Source organism: Roseateles sp. YR242 (genome assembly GCF_900109745.1).
GTDB lineage: Bacteria > Pseudomonadota > Gammaproteobacteria > Burkholderiales > Burkholderiaceae_C > Roseateles.
Genome location: NZ_FOAV01000011.1, coordinates 145,598 through 169,976, shown reverse-complemented (window position 1 = coordinate 169,976; position 24,379 = coordinate 145,598). Strand labels below are relative to the sequence as shown.

The window sequence follows — 24,379 nt, the reverse complement described above, 5'->3', positions numbered from 1 at the left end:
CCAGGTGGCCGTTTGCGTTGCACGCCCCAAAAAATCCCGAATTCACTCGCCGACCCGAGGAACTGCATGACCGCCAAAAAGACCGCTTCGAAGGCTGCCGCCGCAGAGACTGAAGAGATCAAGAAGCCGGCCAAGGCCGCTGCCAAGACCACCAAGGCCGTCGCCGCCACCGACGATGCCAAGCCCAAGCGCGGCCGCAAACCCAAGGCGGAGACCGAGTCCAAGAAGCCGGCCAAGGCCAAGGCTGAAGACGAAGAAGAGGATTTCAGCGACGTGGACGCCGAGATCGACGGTGATGGCGAGACTGAAGCCGAAGCCGAGGTGGATGGTGAAGACGGCGGTGTCGCTGTCGAGGCTGAAGAAGACAAGCCCAAGGCCAAGCCCCTGCGCATGAAGGTCAGCCGCGCCAAGGAGCGCGCGCTGATGCGTGAATTCGGCCTGGACGAAACGGCACTGACCGAAGAGGAAGTGGCCAAGCGTCGTCAGGAACTGAAGACGCTGATCAAGATGGGCAAGACCCGTGGTTTCCTGACCCATCAGGAAATCAACGATCACCTGCCCGAAAAGCTGATCAACGAGGAAATCCTCGAGGCCATCGTCTCCATGTTGAACGACATGGGGATTGCCGTCTACGAGCAGGCCCCGGATGCCGCCACCCTGCTGATCCAGGGCAGCACCTCGCCGACCGCCACCGAAGAAGAAGCCGAGGAAGCCGCCGAAGCTGCGCTTTCCACGGTGGATTCGGAATTCGGCCGCACCACCGACCCCGTGCGCATGTACATGCGTGAAATGGGCACGGTGGAACTGCTGACCCGTGAAGGCGAAATCGAGATTGCCAAGCGCATTGAAGGTGGCTTGCAGGCCATGATGCTGGCCATCTCCGCCTCGCCCACCACCATCGCCGAGATCCTGGCCATGGCGACCAAGATCCGCGCTGGCGAGATGCAGATCTCCGAGGCGGTGGACGGCTTCGTCTCCGATGACGAGGCGGACGACTATGTGGCCGAAGAAGACTTCGACGAGTTCGACGAAGAAGATGACGACGACGGCGCCGGTGGGTCCAAGGCCCTGACCAAGAAGCTCGAAGAGCTGAAGAACGCTGCGCTGGTCAAGCTCGACTCGCTGGCCGGCAACTTCGACAAGATGCGCAAGGCCTTCGAGAAGGACGGCTACAAGTCGGCCAACTACAACAAGGCCCAGTCAGCCATCAGCGGCGAGCTGATGACCATCCGCTTCACCGTCAAGACCATCGAGAAGCTGTGCGACATCCTGCGCTCGCAGGTGGACGACGTGCGCCGCTACGAACGCGAGATCCGCAAGATCGTCGTGGACAAGTGCGGCATGCCGCAGGAACACTTCATCAAGGTGTTCCCGCCCAACGTGCTGAACCTGCAGTGGTCGGAGAAGGAAGTTGCCACCGGCAAGAGCTACACCACGGTGATGGCGCGCAACCTGCCCGCCATCCAGGAACTGCAGCAAAAGCTGATCGATGTGCAGGCCAGGGCTGTGGTGCCGCTGGATGATCTCAAGGAGATCAACAAGCGCATGAACGAGGGCGAAAAGGCCTCCCGTGACGCCAAGAAGGAAATGATCGAGGCCAATCTGCGCCTGGTCATCTCCATCGCGAAGAAGTACACCAACCGTGGCCTGCAGTTCCTGGACCTGATCCAGGAAGGCAACATCGGCCTGATGAAGGCGGTGGACAAGTTCGAATACCGTCGCGGCTACAAGTTCTCGACCTATGCCACGTGGTGGATCCGTCAGGCCATCACGCGCTCGATCGCGGACCAGGCCCGCACCATCCGTATCCCGGTTCACATGATCGAGACGATCAACAAGATGAACCGCATCTCCCGTCAGCATCTGCAGGAGTTCGGCTTCGAGCCGGACGCGCCGACGCTGGCCGAGAAGATGGAGATGCCGGAGGACAAGATCCGCAAGATCATGAAGATCGCCAAAGAGCCGATCTCCATGGAAACGCCGATCGGGGACGACGACGACAGCCACCTGGGCGACTTCATCGAGGACACCAACAACACCGCGCCGATCGAAGCGGCCATGCAGGCTGGCCTGCGTGAGGTGGTGAAGGACATCCTGGACAGCCTGACGCCGCGTGAAGCCAAGGTGCTGCGTATGCGCTTCGGTATCGAAATGAGCACGGACCACACGCTGGAAGAAGTTGGCAAGCAGTTCGACGTCACCCGCGAACGGATCCGCCAGATCGAAGCCAAGGCCATTCGCAAGCTGAAGCATCCGAGCCGTTCGGACAAGTTGCGGACCTATCTGGACAATCTCTGATCTGTCCCACTGCCGATCCCTTCCCGGGATCGACCCTGAAAAAGGGCCGCGCAAGCGGCCCTTTTGCTTTTCTGCAGCCCAATCCCCGGTCGCCACCCCGTCCAGTCTTTTGGGGGATGTGGAGAACGCAGACCGCACTAGCGTGCGCCGTATGTGTCGCGTGACAGTCAACAGGCCCCCGAGGCAAGGGCTATTCACCAGATAGAGGCAAGCACACCCCCGCTACACTGAGACTTTCGTCACACCCTCGTATAAGCCATCCGATGACCCAGATACGTGAGCGCACCGTCTTGTTTGCCGATTTGCGCGGCAGCACGGCGCTGTTCGAGACGTTGGGCAACGCGGAAGCCTCGGGTCTGGTCACCCAGACCGTCGGGCTGCTGGCGCAGGCCGTGGACGAGTGCCGAGGCCACCTCATCAAGACCTTGGGCGACGGCCTCATGGCTGCTTTCGACAATCCGAAGGACGGCATCAAGTCCGCCATCCGGATGCAGGAGCTGCTGGTCAAGTCCGCCCACCGGATCGAACGCCTGCGCAACATGCATCTGCAGATTGCGCTGGCCCGCGGCGAGGTGGTGGAGATCCACGGCGACTGCTTCGGCGATGCCGTCAATGTGGCCGCCCGCCTGCTGGACCATGCCGGCGATGGGGAAACCGTGGTCACCGCCGAGGTGGTGCAGGGTCTGTCCAATGCCCAGAAGGCGCGTTTCCGCAGCCTGGACCACATCAGTGTGCGGGGTCGCGTGGAGCCCGTGCATATCCATGTGCTGGATCAGGGCCAGGGCGACGCCGGTGCCACGCAGTTCGGTGAAGTCGTCCGCGCGGTGGCGCCGGAAGGCATCCGCCTGGTGTGGCAAGACCTGGACCGTGTGTTCAATATCGAACAGATGCCCATCGTGCTAGGGCGCAGCACACAGGCCACCTACTGCATCACCGATGTCCGGGTGTCGCGGTCGCACGCCCGCATCGACTGGCAAGGCAGCAGCTTCAGCCTGACGGATCTGAGCTACAACGGCACCTTCGTGCGCTTCGGCCACGGTGGCCAGACGCTGAGCCTGCGACGCGGCGCCTGCACGCTGCATGGTGCCGGTCTGATCGGTCTGGGTGGTCCGCCCTCGGACACCTTGGCCCCGACGGTGCGCTTCGAGGTCCTGCATCACTCAGAGACTGACCGCTCGCCGCTGGTCATGCGCCGCGGCGTCTGACCCCCCTGTTCCTGTTGAAGACCCCACCCATCGGCGGCCCCGCTGACGAGGGGGCGGCCCGATTTGCTGCTTTCGCGACGTATCCTGCGCGACGTTTGGCGACGTATCGCCACGGCCCCCGCCCAGCCTCGCTAACATGGCTTCCGGGTCCAGCCCCTTCCCTGCCCTGCTGGCCCGCTCCCGAGAGGTCCCCCGTTTTCCATGAGCTACCAGCCCGAACCCGCGTTTGACCATGGCACGCCCGCCCGCACCGGGCTGCTGCTGTGCAATCTGGGCACCCCAGAGGCGCCCACCCCGGAGGCCACGCGCCGCTACCTGGCCCAGTTTCTGGCCGACCCGCGTGTCATCGAAATTCCCAAGCTGGCCTGGTGGCCCATCCTGCACGGCATCATCCTGCGCACACGTCCGTCCGCTTCCGCGAAGAAGTACGCCAGCATCTGGATGAAGGAAGGCTCGCCCCTGATGGTCTGGACCCAGCGCCAGGCCAAGCTGCTGCAGGGCTACCTGGGCGAGCGCGGGCACCAGGTGCTGGTGCGTCATGCCATGCGTTATGGCCAACCCTCCATTGCCAGCCAGCTGGACGCCCTGCGCGCCGCGGGCGCGACCCGCGTGCTGGTGCTGCCGGCCTATCCGCAATATTCCGGCGCCACCACCGCCAGCGTCATCGACGACGTCGCGCGCTGGGCGCTCGCCCATCGCCATGTGCCCGAGCTGCGCATCGTCAACCGTTATCACGACGACGCCCACTACATCGCCGCATTGGCCGAGAGCGTGCGTACACATTGGCAGCGGGAAGGCCGGGCCGACATGCTGGTGATGAGTTTCCACGGCATGCCCGCGCGCACGCTCACACTGGGCGACCCCTACCACTGCGAGTGCCTGAAGACCGGCCGTTTGCTGGCCGAAGCGCTGGGCCTGTCGCCCGCGCAGTACAAGGTCACCTTCCAGAGCCGCTTCGGCAAGGCTCGTTGGCTGGAGCCCTATACCGAACCCACACTGCGGACACTGGCCAGCAACGGCTTGAAATCCGTGGATGTGATCTGCCCCGGCTTCTCGGCCGACTGCATCGAGACGCTGGAAGAGATCGACATGGAAGTCCGCGAAGCCTTCCTGCACAGCGGCGGCCAGCGGTTCAGCTACATCCCCTGCCTGAACGACAGCCCCGCCCACATCCGCGCGCTCACGGCCATTGCCGAGCAGCACCTGCAGGGCTGGCCCACCCGGCAGGCCCAGGACGACGCCGCGCTGGCCCGCCAGCGCGACACCGCCCTCATGCTGGGCGCATCCCGCTGAGCCGCTGGCGCGCGCGCCACCATGTCCACAGGCGCGGCGCCAGCAGCACCAGCACCACCACCGCCAACAGGCCGGCGGAGAGTGGACGCTCCAGGAAGACACCCCAGTGGCCGCCACCAATGGACACGCCATTGCGCAGGTGGGCCTCCGCCAGCGGGCCCAGGATCATGCCCACGACCACCGGGGCCGTCGGGAAATCGAAGCGCCGCATGACCACGCCCAGGGCGCCGATGGCCAGCATCACATAGAGGTCGAAGGCGCTCTGGCGCATGCCGTAGACGCCCACGGTCGCGAAGATCAGGATGCCGGCATACAGCGGCGCCTTGGGAATCTTGAGCAGCTTCACCCACAGCCCCACCATCGGCAGGTTCAGCACCAGCAGCATCACGTTGCCGATGTAGAGCGAGGCAATCAGCGCCCAGACCAGCGCCGAAGAGGTCTGAAACAACTGCGGCCCGGCCTGGATGCCGTAGTTTTGCAGGGCGGAGAGCAGGATCGCCGCGGTCACCGAGGTGGGGATGCCCAGCGTCAGCAGGGGCACCAGCGTGCCGGTGACGGCCGCGTTGTTGGCAGCCTCCGGCCCCGCCACGCCTTCGATCGCGCCCACCGTACCGAACTCCTCCTGATGCCGGGAGAGCTTGCGCTCGGTGGCGTAGCTGAGAAAGGTGGGGATCTCCGTGCCGCCCGCAGGAATCACGCCGAACGGGAAGCCCAGCGCCGTGCCGCGCAGCCAGGCCGGCACCGAGCGGCGCCAATCCGCCCGGGACATGTGCACCCGCCCCATGCGGTTGAGCTGCAACGCGCTGCGCCCTTCATACAAGCTCACATAGAGCGTCTCGCCCACCGCGAACAGGCCGACCGCCACCAGCACGGTCTCGATGCCGTCCATGAACTCCGGGATGCCGGCCGTGTAACGCACCTGTCCGGTGATCTGATCCAGGCCCACCAGGCCCATGGCCAGGCCGATGAACAGCGAGGTCAGGCCCCGCAGCGTGCTCTGCCCCAGCACCGCGCTGACGGTGGTGAAGGCCAGCAGCATCAGGCAGAAGTACTCCGGCGGACCCAGCGTCACCGCAAAGTCGGCCAGTACCGGAGCAAACAGGGTCACCAGCACGGTGGCGATGGTGCCAGCCACGAAGGAGCCGATCGCCGCCGTGGCGAGCGCCGCGCCAGCGCGGCCGCTGCGCGCCATCTTGAACCCTTCCAGCGCTGTCACCATGGTGCCCGTCTCGCCCGGGGTGTTGAGCAGGATGGAGGTGGTGGAGCCACCATACATGGCGCCGTAATAGATGCCGGCGAAGAAGATCATCGACGCGGTCGGGTCCACCTGCGCCGTGATGGGCAGCAACATCGCCACCGTCACGGCCGGGCCCAGGCCAGGCAGCACACCAATGGCGGTGCCCAGCGCGCAGCCGACGAAGGCCCACATCAGGTTGATCGGTGTCGCGGCGGTGGCAAAGCCACCCATGAGCTGCGTCCAGAGTTCGGTCATGTGCGTCCCTTCGCCTCAGAGCCAGCCGCCCGGCGTGATGGCCGGCAGGTTCAGCGCCAGCAGCTTGTTGAAGAGCCAGAACACCGGGGCAGCGATCAGGACGCCGGTCACCACGTCGATGACCAGTTGCCGCACGCCGCCCCCGACCTTGCCCTCCGACCGCCGGATGCCCCGCACCGCGCAGGCAAAACACAGGGTGCAGGCCAACACGAAGCCGATGGTGGTGATGAACAGTGCGTTGAGTACCACACCGCCCACCACCCAGGCGGCAGAGATCCAGTCGGCCCGGGGCGCACCGGAGGGCGGCTCGATCTGCCGGAACCCACCAGTGCGGGCCTCCCAGACCAGCCAGGCGCCACACAGCATCAACGCGCCGGCCACCAGCCAAGGCAAGGCGTTCGGCCCGACGCCGGCATAACCCGCCTCGGAGGGGATCGCGGCCGCGCCCACGGCCATCACCACACCGATCAGCAATGCGCCAGCGCCCACGGCGGTCTGGTGCAGGATGGACGGCGTGGTGTCGATGGCGGCGCCGTCCTCCCGGGCGGCGCCCGGCGGATCCTGCGGATGGCGAAGAGGGGTCGTCATCAAATCATTCCCGACTTGGCCATGACGGCGCGCAGCGAAGCGAACTCGCGGTCCACGAACTCGTCGAACTCCTTGCCCGTCATCACGGCGGGCGTCCAGCCGTTTTTCTCCAGCGCCTCCGCCCAGGCCTTGGATCTGGTGGCCTTGACCACCAGGTCGGTCAGCGCCTGGCGCTGCGCGGGTGTGATGCCGGGAGGGGCATAGACGCCGCGCCAGTTGCCAATCTCGACGTTGTAACCCAGCTCCTTCATGGTGGGCGCATCCAGGCCCTTCAGGCGCTGTGGCGAGGTGACGGCGATGGGCCGCATCTTGCCGCTCTCGATGTATTGCTGGAACTCGCTGAAGCCGCTGCCGCCCACGGTGACGTTGCCGCCCAGAATGGCCGCGATGGCTTCACCGCCCCCCCGGAACGCCACATAGTTGATCTTGGTCGCATCCACACCGACCTCGCGCGCCAGCATGGCAGCGGCGACGTGTTCGGTCGCCCCCCGCGAGCCACCGCCCCACTTCACGCTGCCGGGGTCCTTCTTCAGTTGCTCGACGACGTCCTTCATGGTCTTGAGGGGCGAGCTGGCCGGCAGCACAAAGACGTTGTATTCGCTGGTCAGCCGTGCGATGGGGGTGGCCTGGCTGAGACTGACCGGCGGCTTGCCGGTGATCAGGCCCCCCAGCATCACGGCGCCCATCACCAGCAGGGCATTCGGGTCCCCCTTGCTGGCATTGACGAATTGCGCCAGGCCAATGGCCCCGGCTGCGCCGCCCTTGTTCTCGAAGGTGACCGAACTGGCGGCGCCGGCGTCCTGCAGGGCCTTGCCCAGGGCCCGGCCGGTGATGTCCCAACCCCCACCCGGGTTGGCGGGCACCAGGATCTTCATGTTGCCACTGGCGTGGGCCCGCATCGGCAACAAGCCAAGGGCGGCCAGGGCGGCGGCGGACTTGAGGAATTCATCTCTGCGCATGGGGATAGTCTCCAGGTTCTTCTCTGCGAGCCGCATCCTCATCGCGCCAGCGCCCCCCGGCAATTCGCGTTGATGCGTATGTTTGGTGCGGGGCCGCACTTAAGGAAGCGCTGCATCACTCCCGCGAGCCGAGGTCACTTCGGCCGCGAGGAGTTATGCAGAGGCTCCTTAAATTAAGGAAGCGCTGCGTCAGTTCGGCTCGCCGGAGTTATGCAGAGGGTTAAGTCCACAGGGTCTTCACGACCAGGGGCCGACCGTAGGAAAATCGCCAGCGATGTCATCATCCAACGCCTCCTCTTCTTCCCGTTCCGAGCTGCAGGGCCTGCGGCTGGACAAGTGGCTCTGGGCGGCCCGCTTCTACAAGACACGTGCCATTGCGGTCGAAGAAATCGGCAAGGGCCGTGTGACCATCAACGGCCAGTTGGCCAAGGCATCGCGGGATGTCCGCATCGGGGATCTGATCCGCTTGCGCCAGGGCCCGGTCGAGCGCGAAGTGCGCGTGTTGGACTTGAGCAGCATGCGTGGGCCGGCGCCGGTCGCCCAGACGCTGTACGCCGAAACCCCGGACAGCATCGCGGCCCGCGAAAAGGCCGCCGAGGCCCGCCGCCTCTCCCCCGAACCCGCCAGCTCTATCGAACAAGGCCGCCCCACCAAGCAAGACCGGCGCCGCCTGGCGGAGTGGGACCGCTGGTCCGCCTCCATCGATTGAGGGCTGCAGGGCGGCGCTGAGGGCGGCGATAAGACCGGCGATAAAGCCAGCAATACGGCCAGCAATACGGCCAGCAATACGGCCAGCAACGAGGGCGGCGCCCAGGCCGGCCCGGTTGCAGCCCCCGATATACAGGTTTTCGGCTTGGTCGCGCGGGGATGTCAAAATCCACCCCCTTGAAGTCCTGGGATAGACCCCCAGTTGAGGCGCATCGCCCGCCAAAGGGGGTGGTTTCGTCCCCCCCGGGCTTCGCTTTAGGCCATCAACCATGACCACTGAGAACCAAAACATCGATCCGCAGTCGCCTGACGGTGCTGCCCCCGTTGATCTGGACGCCAAGCTGGCCGAGACCGAAAACCGTCTGGCGGAAATGTCAGACGCCTATCTGCGGGCCAAGGCCGAGGCGGAAAACATCCGCCGCCGTGCCGAAGAGGACGTTTCCAAGGCCCGCAAGTTCGCCGTCGAAGGCTTTGCCGACGCCATGCTGCCGGTCATGGACAGCATGGAAGCCGCCATCGGCCGCCCTGACGCGACAGTGGAACAGGTGCTGGAAGGCGTTCACGCCACCCGCCGCCAACTGGCCGCCGCGCTGGAACGCAACAAGGTGCTGGAACTCAACCCCGCCGCCGGCACGAAGTTCGATCCCCATCAGCACCAGGCCATCTCCGTGGTGCCGGCGGATCAGGAGCCCAATACCGTCGTTGCCGTCCTGCAAAAAGGCTATTCCATCAACGAACGGGTGTTGCGCCCGGCGCTGGTGACGGTCTCTGCACCCAAATAAATAGCGGTTTCCGCCCAAAAACGATGGTGGACCCTCGGTTTTTGGTCGTTTGAAGCGTCTTTCAGCGGCGCCTCTCTTGAAAACCGAACGAGTTATCCACAGATCAGATCCATCGGATCAAGTCGATCCACAGAATTCAGGAGTCCCTCATGGCAAAGAAGAAGATCATCGGCATTGACCTCGGCACCACCAACTCGTGCGTCGCGGTCATGGAAGGCAACACCACCCGCGTCATCGAGAACGCCGAGGGTGCCCGCACCACGCCGTCCATCATTGCGTATCAGGAAGACGGCGAAATCCTGGTCGGTGCCTCGGCCAAGCGCCAGGCCGTGACCAACCCGCGCAACACGCTGTATGCCGTCAAGCGCCTGATCGGCCGCAAGTTCGGCGAGAAGGAAGTCCAGAAGGACATCGACCTGATGCCCTACACCATCGCTGCCGCCGACAACGGCGACGCCTGGGTGGAAGTGCGTGGCAAGAAGCTGGCCCCGCCGCAGGTCTCCGCCGAAGTGCTGCGCAAGATGAAGAAGACCGCCGAGGACTATCTCGGCGAGGAAGTGACCGAAGCCGTGATCACGGTGCCGGCCTACTTCAATGACGCCCAGCGTCAGGCCACCAAGGACGCCGGCCGCATTGCCGGCCTGGACGTCAAGCGCATCATCAACGAACCCACTGCCGCCGCCCTGGCCTTCGGCCTGGACAAGCACGGTTCAGGTGACCGCAAGATCGCCGTGTTCGACCTGGGCGGCGGCACGTTCGACATCTCCATCATCGAGATCGCGGACGTGGACGGCGAGAAGCAGTTCGAGGTGCTGTCCACCAACGGCGACACCTTCCTCGGCGGTGAAGACTTCGACCAACGCATCATTGACTACATCATTGCCGAGTTCAAGAAGGAACAAGGCGTTGACCTGACCAAGGACGTGCTGGCCCTGCAGCGCCTGAAGGAAGCCGCTGAAAAGGCCAAGATCGAACTCTCCAACAGCTCGCAGACCGACGTCAACCTGCCCTACATCACGGCAGACGCCACCGGCCCGAAGCACCTGAACATCAAGCTGACCCGCGCCAAGCTGGAGTCGCTGGTGGACGAGCTGATCGAGCGCACCATGGCGCCCTGCCGCACGGCCATCAAGGACGCCGGCGTGTCGGTGAGCGAGATCGACGACGTGATCCTGGTCGGCGGCATGTCCCGCATGCCCAAGGTGCAGGAGAAGGTCAAGGAGTTCTTCGGCAAGGAACCGCGCAAGGACGTCAACCCTGATGAAGCCGTCGCCGTGGGCGCCGCCATTCAAGGTCAGGTCCTGGGTGGTGAACGTACCGACGTGCTGCTGCTGGACGTCACCCCGCTGAGCCTGGGCATCGAAACCCTGGGCGGCGTGATGACGAAGATGATCAAGAAGAACACGACCATCCCGACCAAGTTCAGCCAGACCTTCTCGACCGCGGAAGACAGCCAGCCGGCCGTCACCATCAAGGTCTACCAGGGCGAGCGTGAACTGGCGCAGGGCAACAAGAGCCTGGGCGAGTTCAACCTGGAAGGCATCCCCCCGGCACCGCGTGGCATTCCCCAGATCGAGGTGAGCTTCGACATCGACGCCAACGGCATCCTGCACGTCGGCGCCAAGGACAAGGGCACCGGCAAGGAAAACAAGATCACCATCAAGGCGAATTCCGGCCTCTCCGAAGCCGAGATCGAGAAGATGGTGAAGGACGCCGAGGCCAATGCCGCCGATGACAAGAAGAAGGTGGAGCTGGTCACGGCCAAGAATCAGGCTGATGGCCTGGTGCACTCGGTGCGCAAGTCGCTGACCGAGCATGGCGACAAGCTGGATGCCGCCGAGAAGGAAAAGATCGAAGCCGCCGCTGTGGAGCTGGAAGAAGCCATCAAGGGCGAGGACAAGGAAGCGATTGACGCCAAGTCCGAAGCGCTGATGACGGCCAGCCAGAAGCTGGGCGAGAAGATCTATGCCGAATCGCAGGCAGCCGCTGGCGCAGCCGGTGCAGCGGGCGCGGCCGGTGCCGATTTCGCGGAAGCGGGCCCGGCAACCGGTGGGCAAGGTGGTCAAGGCTCCTCGAAGCCGGCGGATGACAACGTGGTCGACGCCGAGTTCAAGGAAGTCAAGGACTCGAAGTAAGCCCGTCATGCCGACCCGCCCGTCGGCGTGACAGCCCGCCGCGCGAGTGCTGCATGCCTCGCGCGGCGTTTTGGTTTGAAGCTTGATGAGCAGCAGGCCCAGGAAACCCCATGGCAAAGCGTGACTATTACGAAGTCCTAGGCGTCGCGAAGAACGCCAGCGAAGAAGATATCAAGAAGGCTTATCGCAAGTTGGCGATGAAGTACCACCCTGACCGCAACCAGGGTGAAGGCTCGAAAGAGGCCGAGGAGAAATTCAAGGAAGGCAAGGAAGCCTACGAGATGCTCACCGACGGCCAGAAGCGGGCCGCGTACGACCAGTACGGCCACGCGGGCGTGGACCCCAACGCCGGCGGCTTCCGCGGTGGTCAGGGCGCTGAAGGCTTTGGCGGCTTCGCCGAAGCCTTTGGCGACATCTTCGGTGACCTCTTCGGCGGCGGTGCCGGCGGTGCGGGCAACGGGCGTCGCGGCGCGGGTGGCCAGCAGGTCTACCGTGGCAGCGATCTCAGCTACGCCATGGAAATTACGCTGGAAGAAGCCGCCCGTGGCAAGGAAACGCAGATCCGCATCCCCTCGTGGGAAGGCTGCGAAACCTGCAGCGGCTCCGGCGCCAAGCCTGGCACCAGTGCCAAGACCTGCGGCGCCTGCGGTGGCTCGGGCACGGTGCACATGCGCCAGGGCTTCTTCAGCATCCAGCAGACCTGCCCCCATTGCCACGGCACGGGCAAGATCATTCCTGAGCCCTGCACCACCTGCAATGGCGCCGGCAAGATCAAGAAGACCAAGACGCTGGAAGTCAAGATTCCCGCCGGCATCAATGAAGGCATGCGCATTCGCTCCGCCGGAAACGGTGAACCGGGTGTCAATGGCGGGCCGTCCGGTGATCTCTACATCGAGATCCGCATCAAGCAGCACGAGATCTTCGAGCGTGATGGCGACGACCTGCACTGCACCATGCCGGTGAGCATGACCACGGCAGCCCTGGGCGGCACCATCGAGGTCCCCACCCTGGGTGGCAAGGCGGAGATCGAGCTGCCGGAAGGCGCGCAGCACGGCAAGACCTTCCGCCTGCGCGGCAAGGGCATCAAGGGCGTGCGCTCCAGCTACCCGGGCGACCTGTACTGCCACATCACCGTGGAAACACCGGTCAAGCTCACCGAGCACCAGCGCAAGCTGTTGAAGGAACTGGACAAGAGCTTCCGCGAGGCCGGCGACCGCCATTCCCCCAATGCCAAGTCCTGGACGGATCGCGTCAAAGACCTCTTCAAGTAAAGGTGGTTCGGTCAATTTTCTCGTCAACATGACGGAAAAGAACCGGTTACATCACGCAAACCCGGGCCGACAAGCCCCCAGAGTAGGCTGACAATCTCAGGGCGATGATCACCCTGCATTCCGGTCAGCCAATCGGCAGCCCACCCCGTCCCCCCAGGGACGCGGTGGGCTGTTTGCCGTCCGCTCATTGCGGACCTTGGGCACCATGAGCCAGCCCCAGAGCCTGTCCAACCTGCCACAGGGGCCGTTCGCCAAGACCCAGGCCCTGGTGATCGACAGCAACGCCAACTCGCGCAGCCTGATGACGTCCCAATTGCGGGAACTGGGGGTGGGCCACGTGCGCCAGACCACCCGCACGCGGGATGCGCGAGTGATCCTGGAAACCCAGCCCTACGACATCGTGCTGTGCGACTACTACTTCGACGGTTCGGAGTTGTCGGGGCAGGACCTGCTGGACGAATTGCGCCGCGAGCACTTGCTGCCCTACTCCACCGTCTTTGTGATGGTCACCGGCGAGGCCTCCTACGCCAAGGTGGCGGAGGCCGCCGAGGCAGCGCTGGACGCCTATCTGGTCAAGCCCTACACCAGCGCCGCCCTGGCAGAACGCCTGGCCAGCGCCCGTCATCGCAAGCACGAGCTGAAGGCCATCTTCGAGGCCATTGACGGCAAGGAATTCGACAAGGCGGCGGACCTCTGCCTGGAGCGCTTCAAGACGCGAGCCTCCTATTGGCTGTATGCGGCACGCATCGGCGCTGAGCTGTTGCTGCGGCTGGAGCGCCATGACCAGGCCCGCGAGCTGTACGAGGCCATCATCGCGGCCCGTACCGTGCCGTGGGCGCGGCTGGGTGTGGCTCGCACAGAAGTCGCGTGCGGCAACCTCAGTGCGGCACGCCGCACCCTGGAAACCCTGATTGGCGACATGCCTGACCAGGCCGACTCCTACGACCTCATGGGCCGCGTACAGATGGACCAGGGCGAGATCGGTTCCGCCCTGGCCACCTACCGGACTGCCGCCTCGCTCACCCCCGGCTGCCTGTCCCGCCAGCAGCACTGCGGCACCCTGGCGTTTTATGCCGGCGAGCGCGCCGAAGCGCTCAAGATGCTGGAGCGCAGCGTCGCCCAGGGGCTGAAATCGAAGATGTTCGATTTCCATTGCGTGGCGCTGATCGCCTTGATGCGCTTCGATGCGAAGGACAGCAAGGGGCTCAAATATGCGCAGGACGCGCTCGCGCAGGGCATCGAGCGGGCACCGCGAGACCCGCGCCTGCAACGCTTCGACATGCTGATCAACGGCCTTCGCCTGCTGATGGAGCGGCGGCTGGCCGATGCCCTGGTGCTCGCGCGGCGCTTCGCGGCCCTGGTGCCCGACGAGGATTTCGATCTGGAATCGGCCAGCCTGCTGCTGGCGCTCTGGGTCCGCATGAGCCGCCAGGACATCGAGCTGACCGAGATGGCCGACATGACCCAGCGCCTGGGACTGCGCTTTTGCAGCTCCAAGTCGGCCACCGAGGTCATGGTGAGCATGGCCGAGGGCCACGAACCGAGCACCCAACATCTGCGTGAGGCCCACGCCCGTGTCTTTGCCATCTCGGAAACCGCCATGCGGCACGCCATGCGCGGCGACGCCCGCGTCGGCGTCCTGTTGTTGCTGGACCAGGGAGGACAGACCATGAACGCCAAGCTGATCGACATGGCGGCGCTGGTGCTGCGCCGCTATCGAGACCGGATCAACGACCCGGACGCCCTGGAACCCCGCATCCTGGCCCTGCAAGACCGCTACGCCCGGGCCAGTGCCCAGGGCCTCAAGGCCGCCCGGGCGGCTGGTGGCGTAGCGCTACGGGGTTGATTCGCCGCCCACCACCGCGAGAGGGTCGCTCAGCCCGACTTCAGTAAAGCTTCAGGTGGGGCGATTACAAACATCAATCGGTCAGAAGCCTGTCTTAGCCAATGTTTGCAGTTCCCTTTTCTCGCGCCGTCTCTGGCAGGCGATCTCCCCTCACCTTGGCCTGGTACACCGCCCTCTGGATCGGGCTGCTGGGCAACTGGCCCTTGTGGCATCGCATGGCCGGCATGCCGGACTTTGCGGGCTGGCGGGGCACGCTTTTCATCGCCGTATTTGCCGGCATCGTGGTGATGGTGCTGGGCGCCGTCTTCAGCCTGCTGGCCTGGCGCACGGCGGTGAAGCCGCTGCTGTCGCTGATGCTGCTGATGACGGCGCCGCTGGCCTACTTTATTGGCAGCTACGGGGTGGTGATCGACAGCACCATGCTGACCAACGCCCTGCAGACGGACCTGCGTGAAACCCGGGACCTGCTGGCCTGGGGCCTGGTGGCCCACCTGCTGTTGCTGGCGGTGCTGCCCCTGGTCTGGCTGTGGCGCCAGCAGGTGACGGACAAGGCCTGGTTCAAGCGCCTGGGCTGGAACCTGCTGGCGGTGGTGCTCGCCCTGGTGCTGGGCATGGGCCTGGCGGCGTCGCGTACGGCCGACCTGGCCTCCACGCTGCGCAACCACAAGGTGCTCACCAAGATGGTGAGCCCGGTGAATGCCATGTGGGCCGGCGTGGCGCTGGCGGCGCAAAAGCATTTGGTGCCCAAGGGCCCGCCAGAGCGGGTGGCCACGGATGCCCATCTGGCGCCGCGTGCTGCCGGCAGCAAACCGCCGCTGGTGTTGCTGGTGGTGGGCGAGACGGCCCGGTCCGACAATTTTTCGCTGAACGGTTACGGCAAACCGACCAACCCTGAGCTGTCCCGGCTGCCCGTGCTCAGTTACCGGGAAGTGAGCTCTTGCGGGACCAGCACCGCCGCTTCGGTGCCCTGCATGTTCTCCCACCTCGGCCGCGAGGTCTTTGTCGACAAGCCCACCCATCAGGAAACCCTGCTGGATGTCCTGCAACGGGCAGGCCTGGCCGTGCTGTGGCTGGACAACCAGTCCGGCTGCAAGGGCGTGTGCGACCGGGTGCCAAATGCCCAGGCCATCCATCCCGCCCGTGCCGACCATCCCCTCCCGGCGGGCCTGTGCGGTGCCGACGGCGAATGCTTCGACGAAGCCATGCTGCACGACCTGGACGCCCGTATCGCGGCGCTCGATCCGCAGCGGGTTGCTCGTGGCGTGGTGCTGGTACTGCACCAGATGGGCAGCCACGGCCCGGCGTACTACAAGCGTACGCCTGAGGACCGCAAGCCCTTCCTGCCGGAATGCCGCAGCAGCGCGCTGCAGCAATGCCCGGTGGAGGAGGTGCGCAACGGCTACGACAACTCCATTGCGTACACCGACCACGTGCTGGCCGACGCCATTGGCTGGCTGACCCAACAGGAGGGTCGGTTTGACCCCAGCCTGCTCTATGTCTCCGACCACGGCGAATCCCTGGGCGAGAACAACCTGTTCCTGCACGGCATGCCTTACGCACTGGCCCCCAGGGAGCAAAAGCATGTGCCGCTGGTCCTGTGGCTATCCCCGGGCACCCGTGCAGCCCAGCACCTGGACGGCGACTGCCTCACCGCCCGACGGGACGCCCCCATGTCGCACGATGGGCTCTTCCATACCGTGCTGAGCCTGAGCGGTGTGCAGACCCAGGTCTATCGCAGGGATTGGGACTGGGTAGGCGCCTGCCGTCGCTGAAATACGCACGCCACATCCATTGCCATCGCCGCACGGCGTGGCACTAGGGTGCCGGCTCAGGCTAGGATTCCGTCCAAGGAGTCCGGATATGGTTACAACGATCAAGCGCGAAGAGTTCAGTTTTCTGGTGGTGGATGATTTCGCCACCATGCGCCGCATCATCTCCGGCCTGTTGCGGGAACTCGGGTTCCGCAAGATCACGGAAGCCGAGGACGGCAAGGCCGCCTTGCGCGTGCTCGAAGGCGCCATTGCGGCCGGCGAGCCGGTGCATTTCGTGTTGAGCGACATCAACATGCCGGTAATGAACGGGTTCCAGATGCTGGAGGCATTGCGGACCAAACCCGAATCGGATCCGCTGCAAAAGGTTCCCGTGCTGCTGGTGACCGCTGAAGGCCGCAAGGAAGACATCCTGCGTGCCGCTCAGTTGGGCGCCACCGGCTACGTCGTGAAGCCGTTCAACAAGGACACGATTGGGGACAAGATCCACCTGGCCTTGAAGCACCGGAATATTCTGGTGGAATGACCGGCTGGACGGCAGACACTGCGGGTCGATTCCGCAGGCGGGACGCCGCCGCACTGAAGCCACGAAGCTCCCGTGACGGGACGCAGGCGAAAAGATTGAAACGAGAAAACGATGTTGTTTGAGAAGTATTGGGAACGGTGCGGCGTGGCGGCAGCGTTTGGCGCAGCGGGCACCTCAGCGGCCTTTGCGCAACAGGTGCGGGCCCATCAGGCCGCGCTGGAGCGCCTGACCACGCCGCAGGCACTGGCGGATGTGGTGGTGCAATGGCAGTTCCGCGTGCCGGAACTGGGTGAAGGCGGCGCCTGCTCGCTGTTCGGCCAATTGGCGGCAGAGCCCTATGACCTCACGCGCATCCTTGGCGGCGAGTCGCAACAAGAGCGGGAACAAAACCGACAGTTGGTGGCCACGGCCACGGCCGTCACCACCTACTACCAGCGCAACAGCCGCAGTCACTGGTTCGGTATCTACCAGGCGCGGGCCAACACGGCCGGTGAGCCTGTGCTGGTGAAGCTGGCGTACTTCGGCGCGGAAAGCCGGGCGGAGTTCCCGCTGACGGAGGCCTTCGCCCAAGGCAGCAACAACAGCGCCGTGGGCCTGAGCGGCCGCGGCCGCGTGATCAACGACGTGGCGGCCTTTGTGGCTGAAGGCGGCGGGTATTACACCTGCGACCCCAAGGTGAAGGCCGAGGCCTGCCTGCCCCTCTTCAACGAGGCGGGTTCGGTGGTGGGCATCCTGGATTCGGAAGCCTTTGACACCGGCTTCTTCAGCGGCGACGAGCTGGCCCTGGTGGTGGCCGTGGCGGCGCACCTGTCCGGTAACGGCCCACTCGCCTCGGGATGGACCGCGCGTCGTTGAGGGGCCACTCAGGTTCGGTGGCGACCCTCAGCCTCTGACAGCGGCCTCGATGGCGGCGACGTCGATCTTGACCATCTTCATCATCGCCTCGAAGGCGCGTTTGCCGACCGCACGGTCCGGGTTGGCCAGGGCGTCCGACAGAACACGGGGCGTGATCTGCCAGTTGAGTCCCCACTTGTCCCGGCACCAGCCGCAGGCACTGGATTCGCCGCCATTGTTGATGATGGCGTTCCAGAGCCTGTCTGTCTCCGCCTGATCGTCCGTGGCGATCTGGAACGAAAACGCCTCGGACTGCTTGAACGCCGGGCCGCCATTGAGGCCGATGCAGGGGATGCCTGCCACTGTGAAGGCCACGGTCAGGACATCGCCCTCCTTGCCTGCTGGGTAGTCACTGGGTGCATGGAACACGGCATCAACCGAGCTGTCGGGGAAGGTGGCGGCATAGAAGGTGGCCGCGTCCAGCGCCGTGCCGTCGTACCAGAGACAGACGGTGTTCTTGCGGGTCGTGTAGCGAGGGGTGGGGGGCTGAGTGGACATGCTGGGATCTCCGCGAAAGGGGGGAAGGCGGCCATGGGTGCGGCCATGCGGCAAAGCGAGCGAAGCCCTGCCTGAGCCTCCCGATGCTAGGCCGGCCCCCTGCGGACGTCTGTCCCCATCGCAGTCTCCACGCCACGCCCATGGCGCAGGCGCGCTTGATGATCTGCAGCCACTGCCGGCGTACCGGTCACATCCGCAGTTCCAGGCTCCCATCCACCTTGAACCTCGGCGCCGTGCCGAGCGCATTGCTGGGTGTTTCCCGGTACAACCGGAAGCCGACATAGTCGGCCGCCGGGCGTTCCCAGCAACCTTTCTGCGCATCCATCACCCGCCAGGCACCGCCGAGATGGACCTCGGCCCAGTCGTGATACTCATCCGCTCGGGGCGCGGCACTGGCACCCACCACATAACCGCCCACCGGGCGCGCCGCAATGCCGCAGGCACGCGCCAGGGCGGTGCACAGGAAGGCGTACTCCGTGCAATCGCCCGAGCGCCGCGCCAAGGCTTCCCGCGCGCCCAGCGGATCCGCGAGATAGCCGGCGTACTGCAGATTGGTGCGCACCCAGTCGTAGATCGCATCCAGTGTCTGCGCCGGCGTTTCACGGCGCAAGGCCGCCGCCAGCTCGCGCACCGCCGGGTCCGTGGACTCGATGAAGCGCTCGGCCTGCAGCCAGGCGGCGGGATCTGCCAACGGCTGGGCCACAGGTTCCGGGCGCAATGACACCTCCGCCTGGACGGTGACCACTTTCGCCCCCAGCGGCCCCACACGCGGCAACGACAAGCGCAGCAGGCTGTGCCCCAGCGCGTCGTGGCTCAATGCATGCGGCATGCTGACCTGCAGCGACTCCAGCCGCTGCAGGGCGGTTTCGCGCAGCGGCATGTACACCCAGATGGTCTGGTCCGTGACCGGTTCGGCGGACGGATTTCTCAGGGTCAGCGTAAAGCGCAAGCGGCGTCGGTCGGTGGCGGGATCAGCGCCCACCGCCGGCGCGCTGTTCAGGCGATCCGCCGCATTCGCTGCAGGCGCCGCGCGAGCGGCCTCGGAGGCTGCCACGGTGGCCGAAGTCGCCACGGTCGCTGTCAGGGGCCACAACGTCCACCCGGCTGCACCCTTCAACCAATGGCGTCTTTGCATCCGCATCTCAGCGCCTGCACGGGGGTTGCTTGGGTCCGCGGGTCTGGGCGTTCCACGTCAGTTGCTGCTGGCGCATCTCCCGCAGGTAGCTGTCCACCGGCTCGCTGTAGCTCAGCAACGGTACGGCGGGCAGCGCGGCGCCCAGTGCCTGCAGCGCTTCTCCCGACCCGTCCGACACCAGGATGACGGCCGCCAGCGGCGCGTTCTTCAGTTCCTTGCGGCGGCGCTCCAGAACAGCCTGGACCGCCGAGGCGCTCAAGCTCTTCAGCGCCATGGCATACGGCAACTGCGGCAGCAGCGCTGCGTGTGACGGCGCCACCAACACCAGGTTGGCCCCGAACTGCTGCTCCAGCCATAGCTCCGTGGCGCTGAGCCGGGGAACGTCCGTCTCCACAGCAGAACGCCCTACGACTGCACGGCCCTGCCCTACCCACCTGGCCAGCCCGCCACGCAGTACGCGCACGTCCGGGAAGCCCTGCGCCTTCAGTTCCGCACAGGCCACATACTGCTCCTGCTCCCCCCTGCCCGAGCCCATCAGTACCAAGGTGCGGTCGCGCAGGTAGGGCTTCGCGCGCAGCTGGACCGGCGTGGCATTCAGCGCCCCGTCCACATGCGTGGCCTCGAAGGCCTGTGGCGACCGGGTGTCCACCATCAACACGGGGCGCTTGCCCGCCAGGCCGGGCCATTGGGACGGCTCGACGGCGCAGGAGAGATCCGGTCCAGGGCGCTCCTGGGCAGGCGCTGCCGTGCTCTTGGCATTGCGCTGGATGTCGTCGCGCTGGCAGGAATAGCCGGAAGGATGAATGCCCTTCAAGGCATCCGGCATCGTCCCGCCGATCTCGCTGTCGGCCTGGGCCGCCGGGATGAGCATCAGGGTCAGCAGGACCGTCCAGCCGGTCCGGAGGGTTCTCAAGCACATCATGGCTTTGCGCCGCCGCTGGGAAAAATGAAACTGCCATTGCCCGGTCCGCTGGCGCCTGTGGGCCCGCTCGCGCCCAGGAAGGGCGAGCTTGCCGACATTCCGGGGGTTGCGTCTGGGGCAGTGACAGGCAACACGCCTGAGGCCGCGCCCGAGACGGACGCAGCCACCTGCGCCGGGTCCCGCAGCAGCAGATCCACCGGATAGGTGAAGACCCATTCGCTGTATTTGCCCTTGCCGCGAAACGCCATGTCCTCCGCCTCGAAGTTGTCCTGCTTCACCGGCATCGCCTCCGACAGCGAATACACCCCAACGATGCGCCCGCCCACTCGCATCAATCCCCACTCCGCCTTGCCGGTGACCGGGTCGACAAAGACCTGGCGCAGATGGCGCTTGATGCCCGGCACGCGGTTGTCCCGCAGCAGGTCTTCAAGCGTGGTTGGGTATTGCCGCTGGCCGGCCACCGCGGTGCCCTCGTAGTAGCGCTCGATGGCCGTGCGGAACTGATGGCCGATGTTGAGCAGCGCCCGCTCCTGGCTGCGTCGCGCGATCGTGGTGTCCACCTCCACGGCGACAGTCAGCCCCACGCCCATGAAGGCGACGAGCAGCAGCGTCCAGAGGTAGGCGAAGCCGGCAGCGCGGTGTCCAGAGCAAGGCGGGCCCTGGCGCAGACTCCGACTTCGCTGGCGAGGGCCTCCACCAACGCCGCCGCTGGCGTCAGAAGGTTTCATAACCTCGACCGTCGTGCGACTGCCCTGTGGCACCGCTCTTCACATCGGCGATGCCGCCCTGCGCCGAGTCTTTCGGCGGCAGCAGCACCCAACTGGTGTCGCTGCCCGTGACAGGGTCCACCGGCACCTGGCGCAGGTATTTCTGGTCCACCAACTCCGTCAGCGTGTCCGGGTATCGGCCCTTGTCCGCGTAGAAGCGGTCGAGGGTGACGCGCATCACCTTGAGATTCTCGGCCAGCGCCACGTCCTTGGACTTGTTCAGAGAACCAAAGTAGCGCGGTGCGGCAATGGTCAGCAGCAGCGCCACGATGGCCATCACCACCAGCAGTTCAATGAGGGTGAAGCCACCCCGTCGGACGGACTGCGGCCGGCGATGAAGGCGATGAAAACGATGAAGGCTCACCATCACCATCTCCGGTAGGCCACGCCATTGAGGCCCGTGGTCTCGGATTTCGAGAACACGTCGAAGACATCCTCGCCCTGCTGTGGCTCATCCGGCGGCGACGCGTAGCTGCGCACGGCCCAGGTGTCCGCCGCCTTCGCGTTCAGATCGGTGCTCATCGGGTCCCGCGGCAGCGAGCGCAGGAAATACATGTTCTTCTTGGCGGGGCTGCGCTGGTCCGGCACCCCCTCCACCAGTTCATCCAGCGTCTTGGGATAGCCACTCTCGCCCAGCCGGACCAGGACACGGCCCTGGTCGGCAGCGCGCTTGTAGGCATCCAGCGCCTCGCGAATCTGCGCCAGCGCCAGGCGCAGGTCGCGCTCTTTCTCCCGCTGCACGGCCACCTGCGCCATCGGCACGGCCACGAGCACCAGCACACCCATGATGGCCAGGGTCATCATGAGTTCGATGAAGGTGAAGCCGCGCTGCGATGTCATGGCACCACCTTGATCTGGTGCTCGATGGGCAAGGCCAATGGCGCCGCCTGAGGCTCCGGCGTGGCTGACATCAGCGACAGCCGGGCGGCGCCGGGCTTGATGGCCTTGAACGTGACCGTCAGCACACCGCCCGTGCCATTGATGCCACTGTCGGTCCCCTGGCGGACGGCGGCAGCGAACACGCGGCCTTGCGCCGGGTCCACGCGCTGACTGAAATTCACGCCCGCGCCGCCCTGCCGGAAGTAGTCCCCTTCCGTGACGTTGACCACCTGCAGCAGTTGAGGATCAAAACCCGCCAGGACCGGCATGCCGCGCAGCGGCCCCTGGCTGGTCAGGCGCAGCACCGCACTGAACTGCTCACCCACCTTCACCTGTGCGGGCGCCTGCCATTGCAGTTTGAGCGAGCCGGCAGCGGCCGGTGCCCCACCTGGGCCTGCACCCGCGCCGTCTGGAGCCACCGGCACCACGGCGGCTGCAACGCCGGTCGTGGACGATGGCCCGCCCTGCGCGGCCAAGGCGCCCGGGGCGCGCCCCGACGCGGCGGCCACAGCGGACGACCCTGTGGCCGTGGGCGGTGTGGTGGCCGCAGCACCTGTCGCCGCAGGCGCTGCGCCCCCGGGTGCAACCGCGACGCCCTTGGCATCCGCCACCGGCAGCACGGACAGCCGCAGTTCTTCGGCGCCCACGTTGCTCTCGGTGCCGGAGAGGAACTCGGCGTTGGACAACTCCGGCCGGCGCAGCGAGCGCACGATGCGGGGCGTGATCGACAGGATGATCTCCGAGCGCTGCTTGTCGTCCTTCTGGCTGCCGAACAGGCGCCCAGCCACCGGCATGTCGCCCAGCAAGGGCACCCGGTTGCCGGTGGAGCGGTCTTCATCGCTGATCAGGCCGGCCAGGATCTGGGTCTCGCCGTCGCGCAGCCGCAGTGATGTGGAGGCGCCGCGCGTGCCGATCTGGTAGGACAGCGAGCCCTGCTTGCTCAACACTTCCCTCACCAGGCTGGACACTTCGAGGTTGACCTTGATCGCCACCTCATCGTCCAGGTAGATGTTGGGTTCCACTTCCAGCTTGAGGCCGACATCCAGGTAGCTGACCGATTCGGACGAAAAGCCTGTCGCCGTGTTCGTCGTCGTGATCACCGGCACCCGGTCCCCGATGAGGATCTTGGCCTTCTCCTTGTTGCGCACCCGCACCCGCGGGTTGGTCAGCACGTTGCCGTCCGAGTCTTCCTTGCGTGCGTTGATCAGCGTGTTGCCCACGGTGGCGCCGATGTCCGGCCCGCGCAGATGGCGCAGGCGGGAGAGGGTCAGCGGCGCGTTCTCCAGGTTCAGCGGTGCCAGCGTCAGTTGGCTGGGCCACTGGATGCCCAGCTCCAGCAGCCGGGTGCGCTTGATCTCCATCACCTCCAGCTCCAGGATCACTTCCGGATCACTGAGATCCTGCAGCGCCACGATGCGCTCGGCCATGCGTACGGCCTCTGGCGTGTCCCGCATCATGATGATGCCCAGCCGCTCATCCACCACCAGGTCCTTGGTCTTCACCAGCGTCTTGATGGTGTTGTAGACCGCCTTCACATCCGCATTGGTCAGGTAGAAGGAGCGCACCACCAGCGCCTGGTAATCCTTCAGCTTCTGCGGCGTGTTGGGATAGATGAGCACGGTGTTCTCGTTGAGCACCTTCTGCTCCAGCTGGTTGGTGGCCAGCAGCAGGCGGATGGCGTCCTCGATCGAGGTGTTCTTCGCCAGCACGGTCACCTTGAGATCGGGGCGGATCTCGCGGTCGAAGAAGAAGTTCAGGCCGGACACCTTGGCCACCACATCGAACACGGAACGCAAGGGCGCATCGCGAAACTCCAACGTGATCGGCTTGCGATAGATGGCGGCCAGGCGGGTTTCCGGGCGGACAAAGCGTGCACGCGCCGCTTCCAGCCGGGCCTTCAGGTTCAGCGCTTCGCGCTGGGTGGGGTTCTCGGAGAGCACCGGCCGCAGCTTGTCCAATGCCTGTGCAATATCGGCTTCGGTGTCCTTCTTCAGCAGGGCCTCGCCCTCCACCACGGCGGCGCGGTGCCGGCGCTCCACCACCAGTGCGTCCAGCCCCTGGCGCGCCATCGCGTTGGCGCCATCCAGCGAGAGCACCTGCCGGAAGGCCCGCTCGGCATCGGTCAGGCGACCCTCACGCATCGCGGTATCTCCCACCGCCAACTGCCGGTTGATCACCGAGCCCCGCTGCACGGCCAGGGCAATGCGGAACTCCGCATTGCGGGGTTCCGCCCGCACAGCCTCCTCCAGCTTGGCCAGCCCTTGTTCCTCCTGGCCCGCATTGATCAGGTCGGTGCCTTCGCGAAAGGACTGAGACCCGGCGCAGCCCACCAGCAGGGCCATCGCGCCGATGGTCAATGCCGCTTGCACCCGCCACGCGGTGCTCCATGCGTTCTTCATGATCCCGACTTCT

General features: G+C 65.6%; 21 protein-coding genes. 11 read left to right on the top strand and 10 right to left on the bottom strand.

Translation table 11 applies throughout. The features are described from left to right. Positions 1–66 precede the first annotated feature (66 nt). The 3 genes from rpoD (at position 67) to hemH (ending at position 4,796) form a co-directional block, all read left to right on the top strand. Entirely contained in the window at positions 67–2,298 is a 2,232-nt protein-coding gene (gene rpoD, locus BMY53_RS19190) for an RNA polymerase sigma factor RpoD (protein ID WP_092948098.1), read from the top strand. Positions 2,299–2,561: 263 nt separating this feature from the next. Beyond that, complete coding sequence (locus BMY53_RS19185; RefSeq protein WP_092948097.1) at positions 2,562–3,503, top strand: adenylate/guanylate cyclase domain-containing protein; 942 nt, start codon at positions 2,562–2,564, stop codon at positions 3,501–3,503. 201 nt (positions 3,504–3,704) lie between these two features. Continuing rightward, positions 3,705–4,796: a ferrochelatase gene (hemH, locus tag BMY53_RS19180; RefSeq protein WP_092948096.1), complete on the top strand. Its 1,092-nt coding sequence runs from the start codon at positions 3,705–3,707 to the stop codon at positions 4,794–4,796. Here hemH and BMY53_RS19175 read toward each other — a convergent pair. Genes BMY53_RS19175 through BMY53_RS19165 form a run of 3 tightly spaced genes read right to left on the bottom strand, consistent with a single transcriptional unit; the run spans position 4,774 to position 7,835 of the window. Next, positions 4,774–6,288 carry a tripartite tricarboxylate transporter permease gene (locus tag BMY53_RS19175; RefSeq protein WP_092948095.1) on the bottom strand — a complete coding sequence of 505 codons (1,515 nt, stop codon included), beginning with the start codon at positions 6,286–6,288 and terminating at the stop codon, positions 4,774–4,776. The two genes, hemH and BMY53_RS19175, sit on opposite strands and share 23 nt — an antisense overlap. A gap of 15 nt (positions 6,289–6,303) precedes the next feature. Beyond that, positions 6,304–6,876 carry a tripartite tricarboxylate transporter TctB family protein gene (locus tag BMY53_RS19170; protein ID WP_092948094.1) on the bottom strand — a complete coding sequence of 191 codons (573 nt, stop codon included), beginning with the start codon at positions 6,874–6,876 and terminating at the stop codon, positions 6,304–6,306. Further along, positions 6,876–7,835 carry a Bug family tripartite tricarboxylate transporter substrate binding protein gene (locus BMY53_RS19165; protein WP_092948093.1) on the bottom strand — a complete coding sequence of 320 codons (960 nt, stop codon included), beginning with the start codon at positions 7,833–7,835 and terminating at the stop codon, positions 6,876–6,878. The genes BMY53_RS19170 and BMY53_RS19165 overlap by 1 nt, the downstream gene beginning before the upstream one ends. A 274-nt stretch (positions 7,836–8,109) precedes the next feature. Here BMY53_RS19165 and BMY53_RS19160 point away from each other — a divergent pair, with 274 nt between their 5' ends. The 8 genes from BMY53_RS19160 (at position 8,110) to BMY53_RS19125 (ending at position 17,727) form a co-directional block, all read left to right on the top strand. After that, positions 8,110–8,544 (top strand): RNA-binding S4 domain-containing protein, encoded by a 435-nt coding sequence (locus BMY53_RS19160; RefSeq protein WP_092948092.1) that lies wholly within the window; start codon positions 8,110–8,112, stop codon positions 8,542–8,544. Between the two features lie 268 nt (positions 8,545–8,812). Then, entirely contained in the window at positions 8,813–9,325 is a 513-nt protein-coding gene (grpE, locus tag BMY53_RS19155; RefSeq protein WP_092948091.1) for a nucleotide exchange factor GrpE, read from the top strand. A gap of 149 nt (positions 9,326–9,474) precedes the next feature. Beyond that, positions 9,475–11,460 (top strand): molecular chaperone DnaK, encoded by a 1,986-nt coding sequence (gene dnaK / locus BMY53_RS19150; RefSeq protein ID WP_092948090.1) that lies wholly within the window; start codon positions 9,475–9,477, stop codon positions 11,458–11,460. 110 nt (positions 11,461–11,570) lie between these two features. Beyond that, complete coding sequence (gene dnaJ / locus BMY53_RS19145; protein ID WP_092948089.1) at positions 11,571–12,731, top strand: molecular chaperone DnaJ; 1,161 nt, start codon at positions 11,571–11,573, stop codon at positions 12,729–12,731. Between the two features lie 205 nt (positions 12,732–12,936). Further along, positions 12,937–14,577 (top strand): response regulator, encoded by a 1,641-nt coding sequence (locus BMY53_RS19140; RefSeq protein ID WP_092948088.1) that lies wholly within the window; start codon positions 12,937–12,939, stop codon positions 14,575–14,577. 155 nt (positions 14,578–14,732) lie between these two features. Further along, on the top strand, positions 14,733–16,349 hold the full coding sequence (locus BMY53_RS19135; RefSeq protein WP_177200959.1) for a phosphoethanolamine transferase: 1,617 nt from the start codon (positions 14,733–14,735) through the stop codon (positions 16,347–16,349). A gap of 88 nt (positions 16,350–16,437) precedes the next feature. Then, positions 16,438–16,872: a response regulator gene (locus BMY53_RS19130; RefSeq protein ID WP_092948086.1), complete on the top strand. Its 435-nt coding sequence runs from the start codon at positions 16,438–16,440 to the stop codon at positions 16,870–16,872. A gap of 111 nt (positions 16,873–16,983) precedes the next feature. After that, positions 16,984–17,727 (top strand): GAF domain-containing protein, encoded by a 744-nt coding sequence (locus BMY53_RS19125; protein ID WP_092948085.1) that lies wholly within the window; start codon positions 16,984–16,986, stop codon positions 17,725–17,727. A gap of 27 nt (positions 17,728–17,754) precedes the next feature. Here BMY53_RS19125 and BMY53_RS19120 read toward each other — a convergent pair whose 3' ends face one another. The 7 genes from BMY53_RS19120 to BMY53_RS19090 all read right to left on the bottom strand — a co-directional run bounded on the left by BMY53_RS19120 (position 17,755) and on the right by BMY53_RS19090 (position 24,366). Next, entirely contained in the window at positions 17,755–18,264 is a 510-nt protein-coding gene (locus tag BMY53_RS19120; protein ID WP_092948084.1) for a VOC family protein, read from the bottom strand. A 187-nt stretch (positions 18,265–18,451) separates the two neighbouring features. Further along, positions 18,452–19,336, bottom strand: a complete 885-nt coding sequence (locus BMY53_RS19115; protein WP_177200958.1) for a transglutaminase-like domain-containing protein — start codon at positions 19,334–19,336, stop codon at positions 18,452–18,454. 70 nt (positions 19,337–19,406) lie between these two features. Then, positions 19,407–20,312: a rhodanese-like domain-containing protein gene (locus BMY53_RS19110; protein ID WP_177200957.1), complete on the bottom strand. Its 906-nt coding sequence runs from the start codon at positions 20,310–20,312 to the stop codon at positions 19,407–19,409. A gap of 5 nt (positions 20,313–20,317) precedes the next feature. Next, positions 20,318–21,049, bottom strand: a complete 732-nt coding sequence (locus tag BMY53_RS26000; RefSeq protein ID WP_177200956.1) for a hypothetical protein — start codon at positions 21,047–21,049, stop codon at positions 20,318–20,320. After that, positions 21,036–21,455 (bottom strand): type II secretion system protein, encoded by a 420-nt coding sequence (locus BMY53_RS19100; RefSeq protein WP_092948137.1) that lies wholly within the window; start codon positions 21,453–21,455, stop codon positions 21,036–21,038. Before BMY53_RS19100 ends, BMY53_RS26000 begins: the two co-directional genes overlap by 14 nt. Further along, complete coding sequence (locus BMY53_RS19095) at positions 21,455–21,928, bottom strand: type II secretion system protein (protein ID WP_092948081.1); 474 nt, start codon at positions 21,926–21,928, stop codon at positions 21,455–21,457. The genes BMY53_RS19100 and BMY53_RS19095 overlap by 1 nt, the downstream gene beginning before the upstream one ends. Further along, the gene (locus tag BMY53_RS19090) at positions 21,925–24,366 is read right to left on the bottom strand and encodes a secretin N-terminal domain-containing protein (protein ID WP_092948080.1); all 2,442 of its coding nucleotides are present in this window, start codon (positions 24,364–24,366) and stop codon (positions 21,925–21,927) included. Before BMY53_RS19090 ends, BMY53_RS19095 begins: the two co-directional genes overlap by 4 nt. Positions 24,367–24,379: the final 13 nt, after the last annotated feature.

Coding starts and splice junctions, on each gene's coding strand:
- BMY53_RS19140 (WP_092948088.1), top strand. CDS start 12,937: ATGAGCCAGCCCCAGAGCCTGTCCAACCTGCCACAGGGGCCGTTCGCC.
- BMY53_RS19130 (WP_092948086.1), top strand. CDS start 16,438: ATGGTTACAACGATCAAGCGCGAAGAGTTCAGTTTTCTGGTGGTGGAT.
- BMY53_RS19090 (WP_092948080.1), bottom strand. CDS start 24,366: ATGAAGAACGCATGGAGCACCGCGTGGCGGGTGCAAGCGGCATTGACC.
- BMY53_RS19175 (WP_092948095.1), bottom strand. CDS start 6,288: ATGACCGAACTCTGGACGCAGCTCATGGGTGGCTTTGCCACCGCCGCG.
- dnaK (WP_092948090.1), top strand. CDS start 9,475: ATGGCAAAGAAGAAGATCATCGGCATTGACCTCGGCACCACCAACTCG.
- BMY53_RS19095 (WP_092948081.1), bottom strand. CDS start 21,928: ATGACATCGCAGCGCGGCTTCACCTTCATCGAACTCATGATGACCCTG.
- hemH (WP_092948096.1), top strand. CDS start 3,705: ATGAGCTACCAGCCCGAACCCGCGTTTGACCATGGCACGCCCGCCCGC.
- BMY53_RS19120 (WP_092948084.1), bottom strand. CDS start 18,264: ATGTCCACTCAGCCCCCCACCCCTCGCTACACGACCCGCAAGAACACC.
- rpoD (WP_092948098.1), top strand. CDS start 67: ATGACCGCCAAAAAGACCGCTTCGAAGGCTGCCGCCGCAGAGACTGAA.
- grpE (WP_092948091.1), top strand. CDS start 8,813: ATGACCACTGAGAACCAAAACATCGATCCGCAGTCGCCTGACGGTGCT.
- BMY53_RS19100 (WP_092948137.1), bottom strand. CDS start 21,455: ATGGTGAGCCTTCATCGTTTTCATCGCCTTCATCGCCGGCCGCAGTCC.
- BMY53_RS19125 (WP_092948085.1), top strand. CDS start 16,984: ATGTTGTTTGAGAAGTATTGGGAACGGTGCGGCGTGGCGGCAGCGTTT.
- BMY53_RS26000 (WP_177200956.1), bottom strand. CDS start 21,049: ATGAAACCTTCTGACGCCAGCGGCGGCGTTGGTGGAGGCCCTCGCCAG.
- BMY53_RS19185 (WP_092948097.1), top strand. CDS start 2,562: ATGACCCAGATACGTGAGCGCACCGTCTTGTTTGCCGATTTGCGCGGC.
- BMY53_RS19165 (WP_092948093.1), bottom strand. CDS start 7,835: ATGCGCAGAGATGAATTCCTCAAGTCCGCCGCCGCCCTGGCCGCCCTT.
- BMY53_RS19170 (WP_092948094.1), bottom strand. CDS start 6,876: ATGACGACCCCTCTTCGCCATCCGCAGGATCCGCCGGGCGCCGCCCGG.
- BMY53_RS19160 (WP_092948092.1), top strand. CDS start 8,110: ATGTCATCATCCAACGCCTCCTCTTCTTCCCGTTCCGAGCTGCAGGGC.
- dnaJ (WP_092948089.1), top strand. CDS start 11,571: ATGGCAAAGCGTGACTATTACGAAGTCCTAGGCGTCGCGAAGAACGCC.